General features: G+C 38.5%; 14 protein-coding genes. 5 read left to right on the top strand and 9 right to left on the bottom strand.

The window, feature by feature from the left end; genetic code table 11:
• Positions 1–650 precede the first annotated feature (650 nt).
• Positions 651–1,541, top strand: coding sequence for a DMT family transporter (locus tag QNI22_RS36020; protein ID WP_314518949.1), 891 nt, complete (start codon positions 651–653; stop codon positions 1,539–1,541).
• Positions 1,542–1,746: 205 nt separating this feature from the next.
• Here QNI22_RS36020 and QNI22_RS36025 read toward each other — a convergent pair whose 3' ends face one another.
• The 9 genes from QNI22_RS36025 to QNI22_RS36065 form a co-directional block, all read right to left on the bottom strand.
• Positions 1,747–2,367: an SCO family protein gene (locus tag QNI22_RS36025; protein ID WP_314518951.1), complete on the bottom strand. Its 621-nt coding sequence runs from the start codon at positions 2,365–2,367 to the stop codon at positions 1,747–1,749.
• 5 nt (positions 2,368–2,372) lie between these two features.
• Entirely contained in the window at positions 2,373–2,867 is a 495-nt protein-coding gene (locus QNI22_RS36030; RefSeq protein WP_314518953.1) for a hypothetical protein, read from the bottom strand.
• Between the two features lie 48 nt (positions 2,868–2,915).
• Positions 2,916–4,475 carry a PepSY domain-containing protein gene (locus QNI22_RS36035; RefSeq protein ID WP_314518954.1) on the bottom strand — a complete coding sequence of 520 codons (1,560 nt, stop codon included), beginning with the start codon at positions 4,473–4,475 and terminating at the stop codon, positions 2,916–2,918.
• Between the two features lie 51 nt (positions 4,476–4,526).
• On the bottom strand, positions 4,527–6,899 hold the full coding sequence (locus QNI22_RS36040; RefSeq protein ID WP_314518956.1) for a TonB-dependent receptor domain-containing protein: 2,373 nt from the start codon (positions 6,897–6,899) through the stop codon (positions 4,527–4,529).
• 314 nt (positions 6,900–7,213) lie between these two features.
• Positions 7,214–7,582 carry a hypothetical protein gene (locus QNI22_RS36045; protein WP_314518958.1) on the bottom strand — a complete coding sequence of 123 codons (369 nt, stop codon included), beginning with the start codon at positions 7,580–7,582 and terminating at the stop codon, positions 7,214–7,216.
• Positions 7,583–7,718: 136 nt separating this feature from the next.
• Positions 7,719–8,108 carry a group III truncated hemoglobin gene (locus QNI22_RS36050; protein WP_314518960.1) on the bottom strand — a complete coding sequence of 130 codons (390 nt, stop codon included), beginning with the start codon at positions 8,106–8,108 and terminating at the stop codon, positions 7,719–7,721.
• A gap of 134 nt (positions 8,109–8,242) precedes the next feature.
• Positions 8,243–10,666: an alpha-2-macroglobulin family protein gene (locus QNI22_RS36055; protein WP_314518962.1), complete on the bottom strand. Its 2,424-nt coding sequence runs from the start codon at positions 10,664–10,666 to the stop codon at positions 8,243–8,245.
• A gap of 44 nt (positions 10,667–10,710) precedes the next feature.
• On the bottom strand, positions 10,711–11,775 hold the full coding sequence (locus QNI22_RS36060) for a DUF4249 domain-containing protein (protein WP_314518964.1): 1,065 nt from the start codon (positions 11,773–11,775) through the stop codon (positions 10,711–10,713).
• A gap of 17 nt (positions 11,776–11,792) precedes the next feature.
• On the bottom strand, positions 11,793–14,537 hold the full coding sequence (locus QNI22_RS36065; protein WP_314518965.1) for a TonB-dependent receptor: 2,745 nt from the start codon (positions 14,535–14,537) through the stop codon (positions 11,793–11,795).
• A 282-nt stretch (positions 14,538–14,819) separates the two neighbouring features.
• Between QNI22_RS36065 and QNI22_RS36070 the strand changes: the two genes are divergently transcribed.
• The 4 genes from QNI22_RS36070 to QNI22_RS36085 all read left to right on the top strand — a co-directional run bounded on the left by QNI22_RS36070 (position 14,820) and on the right by QNI22_RS36085 (position 18,730).
• Entirely contained in the window at positions 14,820–15,839 is a 1,020-nt protein-coding gene (locus QNI22_RS36070) for a hypothetical protein (protein ID WP_314518967.1), read from the top strand.
• A gap of 313 nt (positions 15,840–16,152) precedes the next feature.
• Positions 16,153–16,737: an RNA polymerase sigma factor gene (locus tag QNI22_RS36075; RefSeq protein WP_314518969.1), complete on the top strand. Its 585-nt coding sequence runs from the start codon at positions 16,153–16,155 to the stop codon at positions 16,735–16,737.
• A 108-nt stretch (positions 16,738–16,845) separates the two neighbouring features.
• A complete protein-coding gene (locus QNI22_RS36080; protein ID WP_314518971.1) occupies positions 16,846–17,637 on the top strand; it encodes a hypothetical protein in 792 nt (263 codons plus the stop codon).
• Between the two features lie 67 nt (positions 17,638–17,704).
• On the top strand, positions 17,705–18,730 hold the full coding sequence (locus QNI22_RS36085) for an outer membrane beta-barrel protein (protein WP_314518974.1): 1,026 nt from the start codon (positions 17,705–17,707) through the stop codon (positions 18,728–18,730).
• Positions 18,731–18,773: the final 43 nt, after the last annotated feature.

The raw sequence follows: 18,773 nt of genomic DNA on the forward strand, positions 1-18,773 counted from the left end.
TGTAGCGGTGCGCTGGCCTTCTTTCTGCCGCGAGGAGAGCCCATGGCCTGAGGGCTGGAGATTCGGCAGCAAGGGCCCTTTTTTTGCTAACACACAGACTGGCTCACCAAATTCTCATTTGGTGCCCCTATTTTGGGCAAGCAAAAAAGTGACAAGGTGATAAGAAGAGTGATGTTCTGGACTTTAAACTAACTTTAGATACAAACATGCATAAAAATGAAGAGAGATTAGAATCTATAAATTGAAAAGCGATCAAGAAAATAGATTTTACGCTTTTAAAGAGTATAGAATTTACTCTTCTTAGATTATTCCAGATCAAATAAACTGTATCTGAATTGATGTTATAAACTTGAAAATATGTTGCGATTGACTTATACTTGTATCATCATTCCCGATTACAATGTATACCTACGGATTTTTCTCTAATGTTCTTCCTCCTCCAGTAGCTTGCTAAGCTAAGCAACTGGAATAACAATTCGTTATCTTCTTAGATTGTAAGAGGCATAACTGCTATTGCCTGTTTTATTTTCTGCAAGGTTGTTTAGCTGAGCCCTCTATGGGTATTCTCTAACTCTTTATTTTCGGGATTTGTCGTGTGTACATATCAGAACAAGGAGAGCTTATTTCAAATCTGTTTAAACAATCATTGTATGAAAAAGGCTTTTATAAAACTTCATATTTCTATCGTACTTGCTGGTTTTACCGGACTTTTTGGAAAACTTATTACACTCAATGAAGGCTTGCTGGCTTGGTACAGAATATTGCTGGCCGGAATACTGATGCTGGGCATTTTAGGTATTACACGACGTTTAACTTCTGTGTCTTTGAAAGATTTTCTGCGAATTTCTGTGTCGGGATTCCTTATAGGTTTACACTGGCTGTTTTTCTATGGAAGTATCAAATATGCCAATATCTCAGTCGGAGTTGTGTGTTTCTCCCTAACCAGTTTTTTTACTGCACTATTTTCACCTATCCTGAACAAACACCGAATCATAGTCGCAGAATTATTGCTGAGTATATTAACACTGGCAGGCATTGCTCTGATATTTAGCTTTGACTCCCAATACAGGATAGGAATAGGCTTAGGAGTGATATCCTCCGTATTAGGATCGTTATACACAATCACCAACGAACGTTTGGCAAAGTTATATGCAAGCGAAGTTATCATTACCTACTCAATGTTAGGAGGTGCACTGGGACTTGCTGCATTCATGCCTTTGTATCTGTATTTCTTTCCTGTAGGTTCTATTATTCCTTCCTGGGCAGATTTTGGCTATTTGCTGGTGTTATCATTGTTTTGTACGGTGCTTCTGTACCTGCTTCAAACCCAGGCATTGCGCAAAATATCCGCGTTTACAATCAATCTGAGCTTAAACCTGGAGCCTGTGTACACGATTATACTGGCTATTATAATCTATCATGAGAATAAGGAATTAACACCTGTATTTTATCTTGGATTAGGATTGATTGTTCTTTCTGTGATACTGCAAATGGTAAGGGTGTTCCTTAAAAATAAGGAGCAGAAAGCTGTGGAGGTATGATGGTTGGATGTATTGCTTAATAGTGTTAATAGAAGGGAAATACTTCTAAAACTTCCTCTCTGTCTTCTTGAAAGGATTGCTTCCCGTTCCTTGAAAAGAACATATTTTATCCTTTCATAAGGAGTCTTTTCAGTTTTCAAGAGCTTTTAAGAGATTTTATCTCTTAAAAGCTCTTGTATTGATGATTGTTCGTTTATAGTGTATTCTATTCCTTCTCTTTTAACAATGTTGGAATATCATAAAGCAGATTGGTGACATCACTAGGCACGGTACCATCATAAAAACCACGAATACGTCCCTGACGGTCAATCAGTACCAGGGCTCCACTGTGAACAATGCCTCCTGGTTCGCTTTTGTCTTCCAGAGCTGTTACCATCAAACCCTTCTGAGCAAGCTGATACGTTGCTGCTTTATCACCTGTCAGGAAATGCCATTTCTTACTATCAAGACCAAAATTTTCTGCATATTCTTTCAGAAAGGAAACATTATCATGTTTGGGGTCTAAGGTAATAGAAACGAAAATAACATCCGGATTGTCTTTAAACTTCTCATACACCCGCATCGATTCCTTTTTTACTTTGGGACAAATGGTAGGGCAGTAGGAATAAAAGAAATCGGCAATGTATATTTTGCCTTTTAGCGTTTCATTGGTGATAAGTGTACTGTCCTGATCACGATAGGAAAATGCTGGGATTGTATGATATACAGTTTTCCCGTTTTCCTCGTGGGTTGGACCTAATATAGGTAAGCCTTTCTCCTGGTTACAACCCATAAGGCTTACTACACATAAGATAAATAAGGTATAAAAAAGATTAGTTGTTTTCATGTAATTTACTTTTTAAGAAGTTCTTTCCCTTTGTTTATACTGCCCAGCATCTGATCACGAACGGCATCAATCTTATCTTTCTCATTTTTCAGATAGGTGATTTTTTCTTCGTCTGTTTTGGATTTCATCTGACCATCAAATTCCTGCATCCAGTGTGTCATAGCATCATCTGCATTATTTAACTGTATTACAAGGGAATCTAATTGTTGTTTTTGAGTTGAGTTAGCCTGTTTTGGATTGATTCTAGTCAAACTATCCAGTTGCTTGATTTGCTGCTGTGCTTCTAATTCCAATGCCATAATTTCTTCCATTTTAGGCATCACTTCATCATGTACAGCCATTACCTGATTCTTTAGCGAATCTACTGCTGCATTGCCACTGGTTTCTGCCTGATGATGGTGATCATGTTCTCCATTGTGTTTTTTTTCGGAACAGGCATAGAAAAACACAGCGAATGCCAGTAGTAAGAGAATATATTTGCTTTGAGCTAAATGATGCATGGGATATATAAGTAGTTAGGTTTAACATACTAGAAACAAAAATACAGGTTATCGTTTTCTGACAAATAATACCAGCCCAAAGATACTTGTTACCAGCACACCTGTAGCTGAAAGAAGGGTGACAAAATCTCTCACATTTTTGCCAGCCCATTCCAGTAGCAGGTATTTATGCAATATGGCAAATGACCATCCTTCTGCCCGGTCCGCATTTTCGATCTTAGCGGCTAGCCGGGAAGTGGCTGGCTCTATATAATAACTGGTCTTTTCGGGTGTATTGTAATCAAGTTTTACCACTGGCAATCGTTTATTAACAAACCCGTATTCTCTGTCAAACCGTGTTAGTATGTCAGCATGAAGCAGATTGTCATTGGAAATGTCTGCATTAGCGACATCTGATATCAGATCACAACAGGCAGATTGTAAACTTCCATTGACGTTTGCCAGATTGGCAAACTTATTAGCCAGGTATTTGGCATATAATACAGAACCCTCTTTTAAAATCTTATGTGTATAGGTATGCTGGTAAATTACTTCAGCAGACTCTAACTCTGTTTTATCATAGAAGAGCTGGAAATAATTGGTTCGACCTATTTTTACTATCTGTATATTCAGCAAACGATCCCACTGAATATCCGGCATCAGAGAAGCTACTTCCATTTCAGTTGTTTTGAAAACAGGCTCATAGACAAACTTATTCCGTTCGTCAGGTGTCAGTTTGCGAGCCAGATGCCAGGCTCCACTTCCTGCAAACGCAAAGGTAACCAGTGATACGGCTATACCAATCTGACGATGGTATTTTTTAAGGATACCTTTTGTATTACCTGCGGTTGGTTTTTTAAACCGTTTCCATAGAAAGCCATAGACAACGATACCGCTGCCAGTCGAAAATGAGATGATTATCAATAATGTGAGCATGATTGTAATCTGAAGACCTTTATTGGATATCATTTCCAGAAATGACCAGTTATGGAATAGATCAAAGATCCGGATAAAGGTTTTGCGTGCCTGTGTATTGAAAGTTGCTATCCGGCTTTGCTCTGTTTCAATCATCACATCCATTCTGTCTGATCTGTCAAAGCTTACTTTCCATACAGGTAACAGGCGGTTGATATACTTATATTCATGATCAAATTCTGTGATCTGAGTGATAGCAAGGATTGGTGATGTATAATCATCAATCAGATAGCGGGCTAGCGACTCGGCATACCGGATATCTCCGTTGGGAAGAGGCTTTCCATTCTGTGTACTAAAATATAACAAATGGTTAGTTGTATCCTTTATCTGATAGTAGGTCTGCTTATCTAACGTGATGAAACGGAAGTTCTTAAACTTTGTGATTTTATTTTGCTTCAGCACCTCTGCAACAGATAGTTTAATCTGATCCTTTTGTATTGGATATTGAGGAATAAAATCGTGAGCAATAGTGGGTTTAAACCAATGTGACATAAAGGGGTGCATCAAACCGGATAATGTCCAGAAGATGACCGGAATCACAGTGATAATACCCAGAACACGATGCCACTGATACATATTGCGCCTAATAAGTCTTAACACTCTATCTTTGAGTGATAGGGGTTGGCTCTCAAGGGTTGATGTTACTTGTTTCATACAATAAGGTTATAGAGACACAGACTGAGAGTATCTCGCACTGTGAGTGAATTATTTCTTTCCTGTGAAATTGTATTGAATGCCCATTACAAATGTACGGGGAGCTCCGGCAGTATAGGTTGCCCGGTCTGATGCTCCATTGCCAAGACTGGTAGAGTTGGCGTATAATTCATTGGTCAGGTTCATGACATTGACAAATACTTCGACTCCTTTCCAGGTATATCCTGTCCGGAAGTTAAACAGACTGATTCCTTTAAGGCCCAGAGCTGTATGGTCGTCATATTTAACTGTATTTACCTGATTCATGTACCATGAACTCATACGTTGCCACTCCAGAGAGGCGCGAAAACCTCTAAGCCAGTTTGGTTTGTAAGTAACTTCTGTGTTGGCTGTCCAGGAAGGCGACTGAGGCATGACCTTATCATTGATATTCTTAACCTGATCTGTTTCCCGTTGGCTTAACTCAAACTCTATGAATTTATGCAGTGCATTGGTACCTCCAAACCGGAAAAACCATTCAGTAGTCGGCTTCCAGGTGAGTCCATATTCAATACCGCGATGCAGGGTTTTACCTGCAGACTGATAGTCATAACTATTGTTGGATTGCCGTATGCTTAATAACTCATTATATCCATTCATTTGGTAAACTGCCCAGTCCAGATACACCTTATTCTGGAAGAACGCTGCCCAACCTCCAATCTCGAAATTATCAAACCGTGCAGGTTTCAGATTATAATAGAATAGATCCTGACTTTCTGTGGCATTGGTGTTTTTTCGGAAAATAGCTGTAAGGGCAGGAGGAGAGAAACCTTTGGAATAGTTTGCATACAGGCCTTTGTCCTTACCCAGATCATAGGTTAAGCCAAGCTTAAGCGTAAACTGGCTATACGACTTTGAACCCGTAGCATTGTTGTCAAGATAGTTGACATAATCGAACGCTATTCGATCATAACGGGCTCCAAGGGAAATACGTAGTTTTTGTATGAGTTCAAAATCCCATTGGGTAAAGAGTGCAGAGTTATAAATATCTGCTTTGTATCTGGACAAATAGTCATTCGGTAATTCTTGTGTGAGCGTGTATTTCTCAACAGACTTTCCATCTGCACGTAATTGGGCTGCTAATTGAGTGGTATAGGCATAGTATGGATTTTTTGAGTAATCATACATGCCACCTACCAGCAGCTTTGATTGAAGGAAGTCAAACCGTTGTGAATGTTGCGCTACCACTCCATAGGAAGTAAAGGCATTTTCGTTGATCTGTCCGGTTGCTGTAGTACTGCCTGCTGTCCAGATAATAGAGTAGTTTGGATTCTGTTTCAGGGAGTTGTCTCTGAAATAAGACGTAATAGTTGTGGTAGCTTGTGTATTCCAGGTATGTTCTAATGATAATCTGGCACGGATAGCATTTGCAGCCCTATAGGTGAAATCATTATTGGATTTATAGGAACGACTATAAAACGCTGTGCTGTCTACAGTGCCTCCTGTTTCAGAATAATAATCGTTATAAGTAAATGTACCTGTAAGATTTGTTTTATCAGCAAGTTTGTATTCTGCTCTGGCATTCACAGAGGATTTCTCAAAATCGCTTTGATCCATCCATGAATTAGTTTGTCTGGCAAGATATCCTCCCAGAAAGAAACCAAACCGACCTGCGGTAGCTCCTGCGCTATACTGAAAACGTTTGTATCCATAATCATCAAACTGAATACCTGCACGGGCGGTAGGAATAGCAGTAGGCCGTTGGGTGATAAAGTTTAATGCTCCTCCTACGGCTTCCGGACCATAGAGAGAGGAGGCAGGACCTTTCACTATTTCAACAGACGAAATAGCCATCATATTCATTTCTATTAGTGCATTGTGATTAAAGACACCCATAGGCCGAACAGGAATCCCATCTTCCATATACAGAAAATAGGAATTGGTCGTCATCGGCTGACGTATACTCATGGCATGCTGTTCATTGTTGTAGTTAAGCATCACCACTCCCGGGACTTTGTTTATGATCTCATACAAATTGGTAGGTTTGGTATCATTAATAAGCGTAGGAGAGAGCTTACTGATTGCTACAGGAGATTGGGTTCGTAAACCAGCTTCCCGATTGGCTGTTACTACTACAGTCTGAAGATTACCAACCATAGGTGCTAGTGCCACCTTGAGAGAGGCACCTTCCACAACAATTTCCTGAGATTCGTATCCAATAAAGGAGATTAGGATTTTTTCAGTTGAAGCTTGTAAGACAAATTGTCCTTTCTCGTTGGTTTGGGTTCCTGTTGTTGTATTAGGGATAGAGACAGTTGCACCTGCCAGTGGTTCAAGTGTTTGATTGTCAAAAACGACTCCTTTGATAGTTTGTTGAGCAAATGCTGTAAAGCAAAAAAGAAAGCAACAAACAAAGGATATAGTGAGGTTATAGTATTTTTTCATATAGGTTAAAATAAGTTCTACAAAGTGGGTGTTGCCTTAAGTGGCATAGTATGGAGTCTCCAACCCAATATCATATGGCAAAACAGAGGCAATAAGGTATTAGGGCTTATCCTTTGTATAGAAAAGCCGGTTATCGATTTTATCTCTGTATTTTATGATAGGATAGTCTGACGTAAGACTCCTTACGTGTCCGTTGCTTTATTCTAAAGATGTACTATGGGTGGGTTGGCAATAAGTATGTATACTGCTAATACGCCATACCAATCCCATAAAGACACAAAAGGCATCAGTTACAGAAAAAGAGATGTAGAAACTTACATACGGGGAGGGTGGAAGATGTTCAGCAATGTGCTGAATGTAGGTTTAACCAGATAGAATGGCACCAGCTTCCGGTTTACAATCAGAGGGATACGCGCAAAGTTAAATGCGTGCAGTTCCTGGCAGCAGAGATTGAGTTCAAGGGTTTTCAACAGGACTTGTTTTTGTTCCTGTTCTTCTGCCTGTTTTAATTTTTTTGCCAGATAACATTTCCCATTACAGTTCAACTGAGGTTTTGCTTTGTTGATACAAAGTACCCGTGCAATGTAATCCTGATTGACTTTAAACGAAAGATAGATGCCTGCTCTGCTGAATGTTTGCAGCAGTAGAGAAAAAAGGAGCAGTGCGGTTACTATTTTTCGCATAAAAAGCTATCCTGAGAAAAGGATAAAGGATGTGATGCAAATGTATAAACTATTAGGTCCCAAAAGTATACCTTTTCTCAAGAAAATCAATCATTAAAATCGCAATTATAGTAAATGAGCCTTTTCAAATACATGCTTAGGGTTGCGATGCAAGTTTACGGATAGTCCGCAGTTTATATTCAAACGTTGCCGCAATTGCATAGGCTCTGTCTTTAGTTTCTGCTGCTTTCGGACCTTCAAAAAGTTCATCGATAGTAGTATAGAAAAGTTGTATCCAGCGGTCAAAGTGTTGTTTCTCAATAGGTAAGGGAATATGTTTAGCAAACGGGCTGCCTGTATAATCCATTGTGCCAAGCAATAACTGGCTCCAGAATTTATACATAGCAGGTAAGTGATGTGACCAGTCTTTTACTGCATTATTGAAAATGGGGCCAATCAACTCGTCTTCACGTGCTTTGCCATAAAATGTATTGACAAACTGTTCAATGTCTTTGATATCTGTAATGTCTTTTTTCTGAACTTCCATAATAAAATTAAGTATTGTGTGGGCAAGGTAAACACACTGCCAGATATATAACATGCCAAAGGTCATAAAAAATCCTGAGATGGGTTTGTTTCCAGAATTTTTATGACCTTTGTATATATAGTCTGATAGATATTCTATCTGGCTAAATCCATCGTAACGGTATATTCTGCATTTCCCATTGCTGGTTTACCATCTTTGGAAATGCCTTCTGCTATGATACGCCATGTGGTTAAGTCATCTGAATTATAGAAGGTCAGAGTCGCCTTTCCGGTAGCATCCGTTTGAACAGAAGGATTCCAGTACAGCAAGTTCCGAAAGTCAGGTTGTCTTTGATTCTGCAAGGGCGTTTCATATTTGGGTGAATAATACTCACGAACTTTTTGAAATCCACGTACTGGAAAATTAAATAATCCAGGTTCATTGGAAGGGTAAAAATCTCCGGCTTTGGTAAAAACCGAAAAGATGCCATAATATCCTATCTCTCCAAATTGTCCCCTTCCTACAGCACTTCGTACAGACTCAATAGAATGTACAGCAGTTGGATCAAGACTAAGAATAGGATTTATATTGTGGATAGGTACATTATCAATGAGATATAATGGATTATATTTAAAATAAAGCTTTGTATCCGGGTTAAGAATACGAAAACCTGTCTGTCCCTTTTTGTGTGTGAGCAGTCCCCAGGGGATTATATCCCGAATGACCTCTTCCATAGTTGGAAACAGAGTGTAGTCATCCAGTTTGATCCTGTCATCTGCTTTCTGGTAGATGGGTTGAACAGGGCGTAGGGTATCACTGGTAGAAATAGACACATTCGAAGATTCAGCAGACGCGTGGTTTTGTTGGATCATAGACCATATCTTTTTTCGGTTTGTTGCTTGGGTCATATTTTCCGTAATCAGAACTGTGGGAAGTATTCCGGTAGAATAAGGTGCACTACTTGCTGAATCTACAACAACGATAGCTGATGAATACAACTCTTTATCGTAAATGCTGACTATAACATTACGGTAATCATAAAAATCCAGACTATTCAGATGAATTTTACCTTCTGCATTTGTATAGCCATATCGAAAAACAGAGTTTGTACCTGGAGCTGAAACCAGAAGAACTTGCGCTGGGATAATTTTTCTTGTGTTTTTATCTAGTAGTCTGACAGTGAGTGCAATATCCGGTTCATGTTCATAGGCAGGTGACGGTAAGTTAGGTTGCAGGATTTCTTTCCATGCAAAGCGTCGCCAGCCTTGTGTAAGCATCAGATTATCCAGCGCTTTTACTGCATTCGGATTATTGTTTTGAAAATAAAATCCTGGATCTTCAATGTTTCCTTTCAGATCAGAAGTAAGAAGAAGATTCGTTAAGATATTCTCTTCCGGATAAGAGAAGCTACGTGTGTCTGTAACACCCATAGAAAAATTACCTGTTATAGGCTTACCCTGTGCGTCACGGGCTGTCAATGTCAGAGTTACTTTTTCACGTGGCAGATACGATTTTTTATCTGACGTTAATTGAATCTGAATGTGATCATTTTGATTGAAGAATACAAGTCGTTCACACTGAGGAGTTCCTTGGGCATCAAATAAGGTAATCTGAGTGGTTCCTGTTGGAAACAGACTACCTGGAAGTTGTAACGAAAATTTTCCATTTAAAATGCGTCCTTCACTTTGGTAGATACTCTTGCCTCTATTTTGTACTACTATATACAATTTTTCTTCCAGACTCCTGGTTGACTGCACAGATAGCAGCAGATTATTGGCTATATTATCTGTGTGCATTACCCATCCTTCCGAACGAGGTTTAGGAAGTGAGACTACAATAGATTTTTTAGATTGATCTTGAACTACGGCCTGATAACTTTTGCCTGCCAGAGGTGTAAAGCGAAAGGTTCCTATACCATGATGCATGGTAGTATAGGTTCCCATAGTATCCTTCGTATCTGAGATTATCCTGATTGATCTGGCAATACCTTTTCCCTGTTTATCTGTAACTTTAAAGGCAATAGTACTTTCCAGATTTTCTATCAGATCTCCTCCTTCTGGAAAGAACTGTACATCTATTCCTGTGTCTGTGGACTTTGTGGGGGATGGAATATTATTTGGATTCAGGATTGAAATCTGTTTGTGAAAGAAGAAATCCGCCTTGCCATTTTGCATCCAGCGTGTATAAGCACGAAGTTGATACGTTGCTGTTGGAAGCTCTTCTCCCAGCAAAATATTTCCATGACCTTCTCCCGAAGTAAGCTTTATTTTTTCAGTACTTACTACTGTTCCTTTACTGTTGAGTAAGTCCACACACAAAACTCCGCTTGTTGAATCAGTCAGATGAGTCATTGCGCTGACTACATAAGCCTTGAACCAGATGTCTTCCCCTGAAAAATAGTAAGGCTTATCTAGATGAAGGTATACTTTTTCTGGAGTATAAGTTTCCTGATACGCAGAGAGTTTTTTGAGGATCTGATTTAAAATATCGTCTTTGGGGGCTGTAAGATAGGCTGACTCTATACTTGCTGTTAGTATTAATCCAATAACTAGTAGCCAGGGTTTAAGGTGTTTTTGCATAGATAAAGTAGAGAATGAAAGTCATACATCAAGGATGGAATCTGTCATCTGTTCCATCCGGGTGGTTGAAAGTTGGTGCGATAACCCGCATCTTCAATACATGCATAACATATAGGTGGAGGGCCTGAAGCAGGTGCACAGAATGGAGGCTGGGCTGGATTCGGAGTGTCATCAATCTGATTTCTATCCTGCCAGTAGGGTCTTTGAATAATATCAGAGGCTCCAAAGAAACCAAGAACTTTTTCTTTGGAGTTAGCAACATTTTTTATATTTCCAAGTATGGGTGCAGGAGCTGCATCAAATGGACCGCCGGTGTTGGAAGTCTGTGCTTTTACAGAATTCCAGAATGCATACGCATTACTTGTTAGAGATCGTTGCTCTATAAGTAGATAATAAGGCGTATAATCACTATAAGGGACAGAGGTAATCAGCTGCTTTTTGATTTGATTTCCATTAGTATATTGGTCACCTGCTATATTGACACAGGAACGGCACTGGGTAATATCCCAACAGTCTGTACAACATTCTCGACACTGCGTCCAGGATGAGGTGCCATTTGGTTGTACAATCAGTTCTGAATATTTGCAATAGGTTAGTTTCTCATAATGTTGCCATTTCCATAAGTAACCATCTCCTGGAGTAGGAGCATCTGTCAAATCTACATATACATTAATCTCTTTTTTTTCTCGGTTGTATTCCCAATAGATATTATCAATCTGTGGAACGGGTTTTAACAAATCTGGTTCGGAAGTATATTCTTTATCATCAGGAGTTATTACATGCAATTGGTAATAACGTCCTATACTACCTTGGATATATGTTTCATAGTTGCCACCTCCAATATCTGTATAGTCGATGCGGTTTTCAAGATCATCTGTAACGTATACAATTGCTCCCGGAATGCCAATATTGGTACCTGCTGTAGCATTGGTATACACTGCAGAATGAGTAATACGTACTTTTTGCGGACCAGGTAAAGTAGATATAAGCCCTTCTATAACAATACGTGATTCTGCCGTGTGAAGATCTGGATCATATGGCGTAATACACGAATTGGTCAGCAGAGAAGCTAATAAGATACAAGATAAATATATAATAGGGTATCTCATAGAATGAAAATGTATCTTTAAAATTTGAAATTATAGGTAAGAGAAGGGAAGGCAGCCCCAAAGATGGATAGTTTATAGGCATTTGCACTACCTCCCTGTTGCCTGAAGAACACAGAATAGGCATTGTTACGGCTGTAGAGATTATATACCGCAAATGTCCAGCTTTTATCTACCTTCTTCTTTTTCCGATAGCCACTATCAATATTTATAGCTACATCCAGGCGGTGATAATCTGGGATTCTGCGTTGGTTTCGTAGACCATAATCCGGAATTATAATACCACCATATACAAATTTGGATTCCGGATAAGTGACAGGTCTGCCAGTACTGTATGTATAATTCATGGAAAACCCGATACGTTTCTTTAGTTGATAATTCAACACCAAGTTGAATGTATGAGGTTTGTCATAGTTGGCAGGATACCAGTCTCCTTCGTTTACCTGTTCTCTATCAAACTGACTTTTCATCTGAGCAAAAGTTCTGGCATAGGTATAGCTCATCCAGCCTGTCAGATATTCTCCGATATTTTTTCGTAGTAATAACTCTACACCATAGGATCGCCCCTGACCTTGTAGAACTGCAGTTTCAATATTGCGATTCAGAAAGACAACAGAGTTATCTTTATAATCTAGGAAGTTATAGATCTTTTTATAGTATACTTCTATAGATGTCTCAAACATATTGCCGAATATGTTCCGGAAATAACCCACGGCAATCTGATCTCCCATTTGAGGCTTTATATAGGTGTTGCTGAGCTGCCAGCGTGCCGTTGGGATAGCTGATGCTGTATTGGAGATAAGATGAATATATTGTCGCATTCGATTATAGCCAATTTTTATCGAACTGCTTTCATTTAGGCTGATCTTCAGAGACAGTCTGGGTTCAAGACCTCCATAGGTTTTTATGACAGATCCAGATCCATATTTTGTTGAATCAATAACAGAGAGCGATTCCCGAGGTGAGTCTGTCGCATACATGTTGACAGTTGCAGGACCTATGTTCAGATAATGGGAATATCGTAACCCATAGGTGAGTGTCAGCATCTTGTTAATGATGAAATCATCTTCCAGATACATAGCTGTTTCTATCCCATGTTCAGTGGGTAGAGCAATTGGATTGATATCACTGGGTAAGGTAACGTCCAGATTTTCAGGTTGAACAAAATACCGAATGCCTTGTATACCAAAATTTAGTTTATGGTTGTCGTTCAACTGATAACTGAAATCGGAACCGATTGTAAATTGCTTGAGCCGACTGGGTATCTTAAATTCATTTGGTGCAGTGGGGTTAATAACCTTAGCTGTATAATTGCTGTATGTAAGAGAGGTTGTGTTTGTTAACTTCTCGCTGAAGAAATGCTGCCATTTCAATACACCATATTTGTTACTCCATCGGTATTGTGTAATGGAAGAATTAACTGCAATGGTAAGAATGGAATCTGCATTGATTTGAAGAAAGTCATCACTGATATACCCTGACAGGCTTAATGTGTTTTTGGCGTTAATACGATAATCTACCTTTGTATTTACATCATAGAAGTTGGCTCGTGTTTTGCGAAGTGATTCGTTCGGAAGATTTTTTAATAAAAAGTCTGTAAAACTGCCTCTTCCTGCTACAATAAATGAAAGCTTGTCTTTGATAATAGGAGCCTCAATTGCCAATCGACTGGCTACTAGTCCTATACCTCCATTTACAGTAACTTTTTGTGCATTGGCATCTTTCAGTTGAATATCTAGTACAGAGGACACTCTTCCTCCAAATCTGGCTGAAATCCCACCTCTATATAAAGTAACATCTCTTACAATGTCCGGATTAAAAACAGAAAATAAGCCAAACATATGAGAGGTATTGTAGATAGGCGCATTATCCATTAAAATTAGATTTTGATCTATGCTGCCTCCCCGCACATTGAAGCCAGTAGAACCTTCACCTACAGTACTTACCCCTGGTAGTAATAAAACACTGCGAACGATATCTACTTCCCCTAACAAAGGAGGCATTTTTTTGATAGTGCGTATATTAAGTTTAGTTATACCCATTTGAGTGGTTGAGATATTTCGGTCAACAGCTTCAGCTGTTACTACTACTTCTCTCAAACGAATATCTGTGTTTAACAAACTTATATTGATAGTCTGATTGGAGCGAACAGATATCTGTCTTCTTTTGGATTGAAAGCCTACATAGCTATATACCAGATTATAAGTTCCTGCCGGTAATGCCAGTTGATAGTTTCCGTCTGTATCAGACAGAACCCCTGATCGGATCTCTTCTACATATACTGTAGCCCCTTCCAGTTTTTTATTATTGGTAGCATCCGTTAATAACCCTGTAATCGAATACGTCTTTGTACCTCGTTTGGTAGTTATAAGATTCATTTTTTCTCGAATCGTTTCCTGAGAATCGTTAGTTGCTTCAATTGAAGGTATATTTTCAGGATGTATCTTTCTTCCAACAGAATCTACCATATGAGGAGATAATGATAGAGAAGATAGATCTTCTTTATTAACTAATAAAATATAGTGAGAGTCATATAGTAAGTAACTTAACTGTGTAGAAGCAAGAACAGATGGCATGACCTGGACAAGAGGTGCATTGGTAAATGTGGCATGAACTTTTAGTGTAGATGTGCTAGATGTCTCATAGAAAAAATGTATCCTTTGCTGTTGTTGCAGTGCTTGTTGTTCGAGAGACTGCAAAACTTCACTTAGTGGTACATCTTTAAAGTTTCCTGAAAATCGGATCTGAGACAATTCTTGTCCCATGCATGTTTGCTTATAGACCAACATGCATACTAATTGCAGCAGCAAGCTTACTCTAATATGAATAGAGAGGGCGTAGTTGTTTTTCAAAATATGAAATTCTTTGAAAGGGTTATAATTTTAACTTATAAAAAGATACTTCTATCGAAAAAAAATATAGATTCTGTGAAACTTTCAAATGAAATGTGGAACTTGGGGGAGCCCTATAAGAAACTCTGCAAGTTATTGATAGCTAAATGCAAAGTATATAATTTTTCTAACAAATAATTGCTTTTATATTTGTTTATGCGAAAATTCTACCCATACCTGTTTTTATTCTTTGTTGCTTGTGCTGGTTATGCTCAATGTGGTTTCGGAAGTCCAGCCTTGATGAAAAAGCTAGCTCAGCGAGAGTTGATTGTGATAATGGAGCAACCCTCACAGAAAGTGATCGAGTTAATGAAGAAGAAAAAGAAACATGATCAGGTAGTAGCGTATGAAGAAGGAGTTGAGGCTTATAATGCAGCCTTGAAACATGCAGTGGAAAAATACTGGAAGTGGGATAGTTCTGCTAATTATATGACAATGAATGATGCAGATCGTCTGCGAAAAACACAGGTAAAAAACTATGCAGTTATTTACTGCACCACTATTGATAACTTCACTATAAAAGGAGATGAGGGGGGACGGAATCATCAGCGTTTATTGTTTCCGGAAAATTACAGGCAGTTGAATGCCCTCCGGGAACATTGGCGCAATTATAGTGTAATGGAGATTAAATTTTTGGAGGACTTGCCGAAGTCTCAATCCCTCTTCAGACAAAATCTTCCCAATATAACACCTGAAAAAGCTGATTTGGTTTTCGGAGTACAAGCTGTAGAGCACTATCTGATTGACAGTACTTTGCAGAACAGGGCTACACCTTATGAATGGGAGGAAGTATTGCCACGTGCCGAAGCGGATATGCATGCTAAAACACTACTTTTACGTAAAGACTGGTTGGCACATGGCTTATCATATGAGGATATTAAAGAAGTTTATCCTTATCCTTTTGTCATTGTAGATGCTAAACGCTTTAATGAAAGTGCTGTAAAGGGTAACCCAAATCTGGCCCTACTACAGATAGTGCCAGAAATACAGTCCAAAAAACAGAAAATTGTTACCAACTATCTGCATGCAGTCATTGATAGTATGACAGGACTACCTCTTGGTTTTGTGAGATTAAAAGCAGAAGATGGCAAAGACAAATACATCAGCCAGGAGAGTATGAAAGAACTGGCTCAATATTTAAAAAAAAGGACAATGACCGTGGCGGGAAATAAATAGCTTTATATCGGTTTGATAGTAAGTGAGTTAGTTTTTTTAGTAATGTGATAACAGATATTTTGAAATAGAAAGAATAGTGCTACCATCTTTTGTTGTTTTTCGTATGACTAGTATTTTGAGCCCGTTTTCAAACGGGTTTCTTTTTTATTGGTAGAGAATAAAAAAATATTTTAACGGTAAGTGTTTGATAATGTGGTTGTTATGTCTAATATGTTAAGAAAAGTGATTTTTTTTTAACATTGGCGCAACCTGCCTTCTTTTTTTTGCATCTACCTTATGAAAATCAATTACAACTAACACATTCAAAGAACGTATGTTTCTACGCATACAAAAATGGGATAACGAGGAAAAACTCATTCGGGCTTGTCAGCGGAATGATGCTGCTGCACAACGTGAAGTGTATAATCGGTATTCACGTAGAATGTTGGGCGTTTGTACTCGTTACATCAAAGATCAGATGGAAGCGGAGGATGTGATGATTAATGGTTTTCTGAAAATTTTTGAGAAAATAGATCAGTATCAGTTTGCAGGAAGCTTTGAAGGATGGATACGACGTATTATGGTTAATGAAGCATTACAACAGGTTCGCAGAAATAAAAGTGTTTTTCTGGAAGTGGAGATTGAAACGGTTTACAATGAGGAAGCCGTTATGCATATAGATGGAGATGAATTTGAGACAGAAGATTTGCTAGCTCTGATTCAGCAACTGCCTGACGGCTATCGCACTGTTTTTAACCTGTATGCTATTGAAGGGTATTCACATAAGGAGATTGCAGAACAATTAGGTATTAGTGAAAATACATCCAAATCACAATTAAGTCGTGCAAGGGGATTGTTACAGGAAAATCTACGTAAGGCTGAAAAAAAAATGCTAAACGTGGAGAAACAGATAGGATAACATAAATATTTGACTGTCTTTACCTGATATAATCCTATAAAATGGAAAAAAGTAGAGTGAAAAAGGAGAATTATTGATTAGTAGAAACAAAGTAAAACGAAGTAAGATATGCATAAACAAAAGAAACATCCGGTTGATGATCTGTTTACCAAACGGTTGTATGATGTCGAGAAAATGCCATCTTCTCGTGCGTGGGATGAGCTCCAGGGAAGAATGACGAAAAAAAAAGAGAGTAAAAAAGGATTATATCTCTCTATTGCTGCTGCTATTGCTTTGCTTATTCTTGGATTGGTAGGTATACGTTATTGGAGAGAGGATAAAGGAATACAGATGGCAGTATCAGATCCCCATAAGGTAAATAAGCCTACTGTTCCTGTAAAAAGCATAGAAGATAGAGAAAAAACTGAGAACACAAAAAATGTAGAAATAACCAGGCCAACAGCAGAATCACATACAACTTATTCAAATAGTGAGACTGATATATCTTCTAATCAAAAATCAGGGAAAAATGTAAAACAACCTGAGCCGAAGAAAGTAGTATCTCCTATCAATGAGAATGAGGATAAACTGATTGCTAAAGGTCCTGACTTACCTGTGATAGATAAGAAGACACAGCCGGATGACAAGATTACAGTTACTCCGAAAGAAGAGATGATTGCCAGCGTTGTGCCTGCTGTGAGGCCAGAAACAAGGTCTCAGGAAAATACAGTTACAGTCGTGGTCGTAGAAGTTGCTGATGCTAATTTGACTGCATCAAATAAAGGAGATACTACAGATGAACCTATTGCAAGGAAGGCTGGAAAGTTATGGCAGGCAATTAAGAAAGCTAAAAAATCGGAAATTAATCTGGATAAAGAGGCTATTGTTGCCTGGGTTAAGGACCGGAATACTAAAAACTGATCACTCATAAACCCATATATTAAAAGTAAGAATGAAAGAAGGACTAAACACAATTCTATCTACAACTATGAAACGGTTAATTTTTGTTACATTATTTTGGGGAGTGATGAGTACAGCAATGGCTTTTAATTCATTTCCTGAAGAGCGAAGGGATTCAATTATTATCCTTTTAGGTAAGAAAACACGTATTGCTATTCAGACAACTGATAAAGCCGAACTACAGGCACTAAGAAATTATGACCTGAATGCATTGGTGAACAGGGTTATTGAGATTCAGGAAAAGACAGATACCAGAGCAGGAAAAGATACCAGCTTTGTAATGAATGGAGATACTGTATTGGTTCGGGATAATCAAGTGACTATAAAAGACACCGAAAGAGGAGAGTCCACTTTTTCCATACGAATCGGAGGAAAAGATGGAGATGTAGGTAGTGGTGATTCTACTTCTAATTCTCAGCCTAGAGTATATAAACGCAAACGTACTAGTAGTGAATGGTATTTTGATCTGGGATTAGATAACTACCTGACAGGAGATGGCAAATTTCCAGAACAGAACCTTAATTATACATTGAGGCCTTTAGGGTCACGATATGTAGCCATATCCCATATTTATAAAACACGTATTGGTGGTAGTCGCAGTCCTTTGTCGCTTACCTATGGATTGGAAGCTAGTTTTTATAACTATATGTTTGACAGCAATACACGAATTGAAAAAGGGGTTACTGGTGTAGAATTTGTGGAAGTGCTGGACGGGTCGAATGTAAAAGATCTGAAAAAGTCAAAGCTGACTTCTATCTATGCAAGTATACCTGTAATGCCTGTATTACAATTCGGACACTCCAGCAGATCATTTCGTTTTGGGGTAGGAGGTTTTGTTGGATACAGGCTACATAGTTACTCTAAAATAAAAGATTCTGATGGCAAGAAAGATCACGAAACCAGCAACTTTTATCTGAATAATGTCAGATATGGTGTGCAGGCATTGGTAGGTATCAGAGGAATTGATATTTTCTTCAAGTATGATCTGAATCCTTTATTTACAGAAGAGCATGGTCCTGATTTACGCTCCATTGCTTTTGGATTTAGATTCTAAGAACATTCTGAATCTGTTATGAAATAAACCCCTGTCTACACAG

It is taken from the genome of Xanthocytophaga agilis, assembly GCF_030068605.1.
GTDB lineage: Bacteria > Bacteroidota > Bacteroidia > Cytophagales > 172606-1 > Xanthocytophaga > Xanthocytophaga agilis.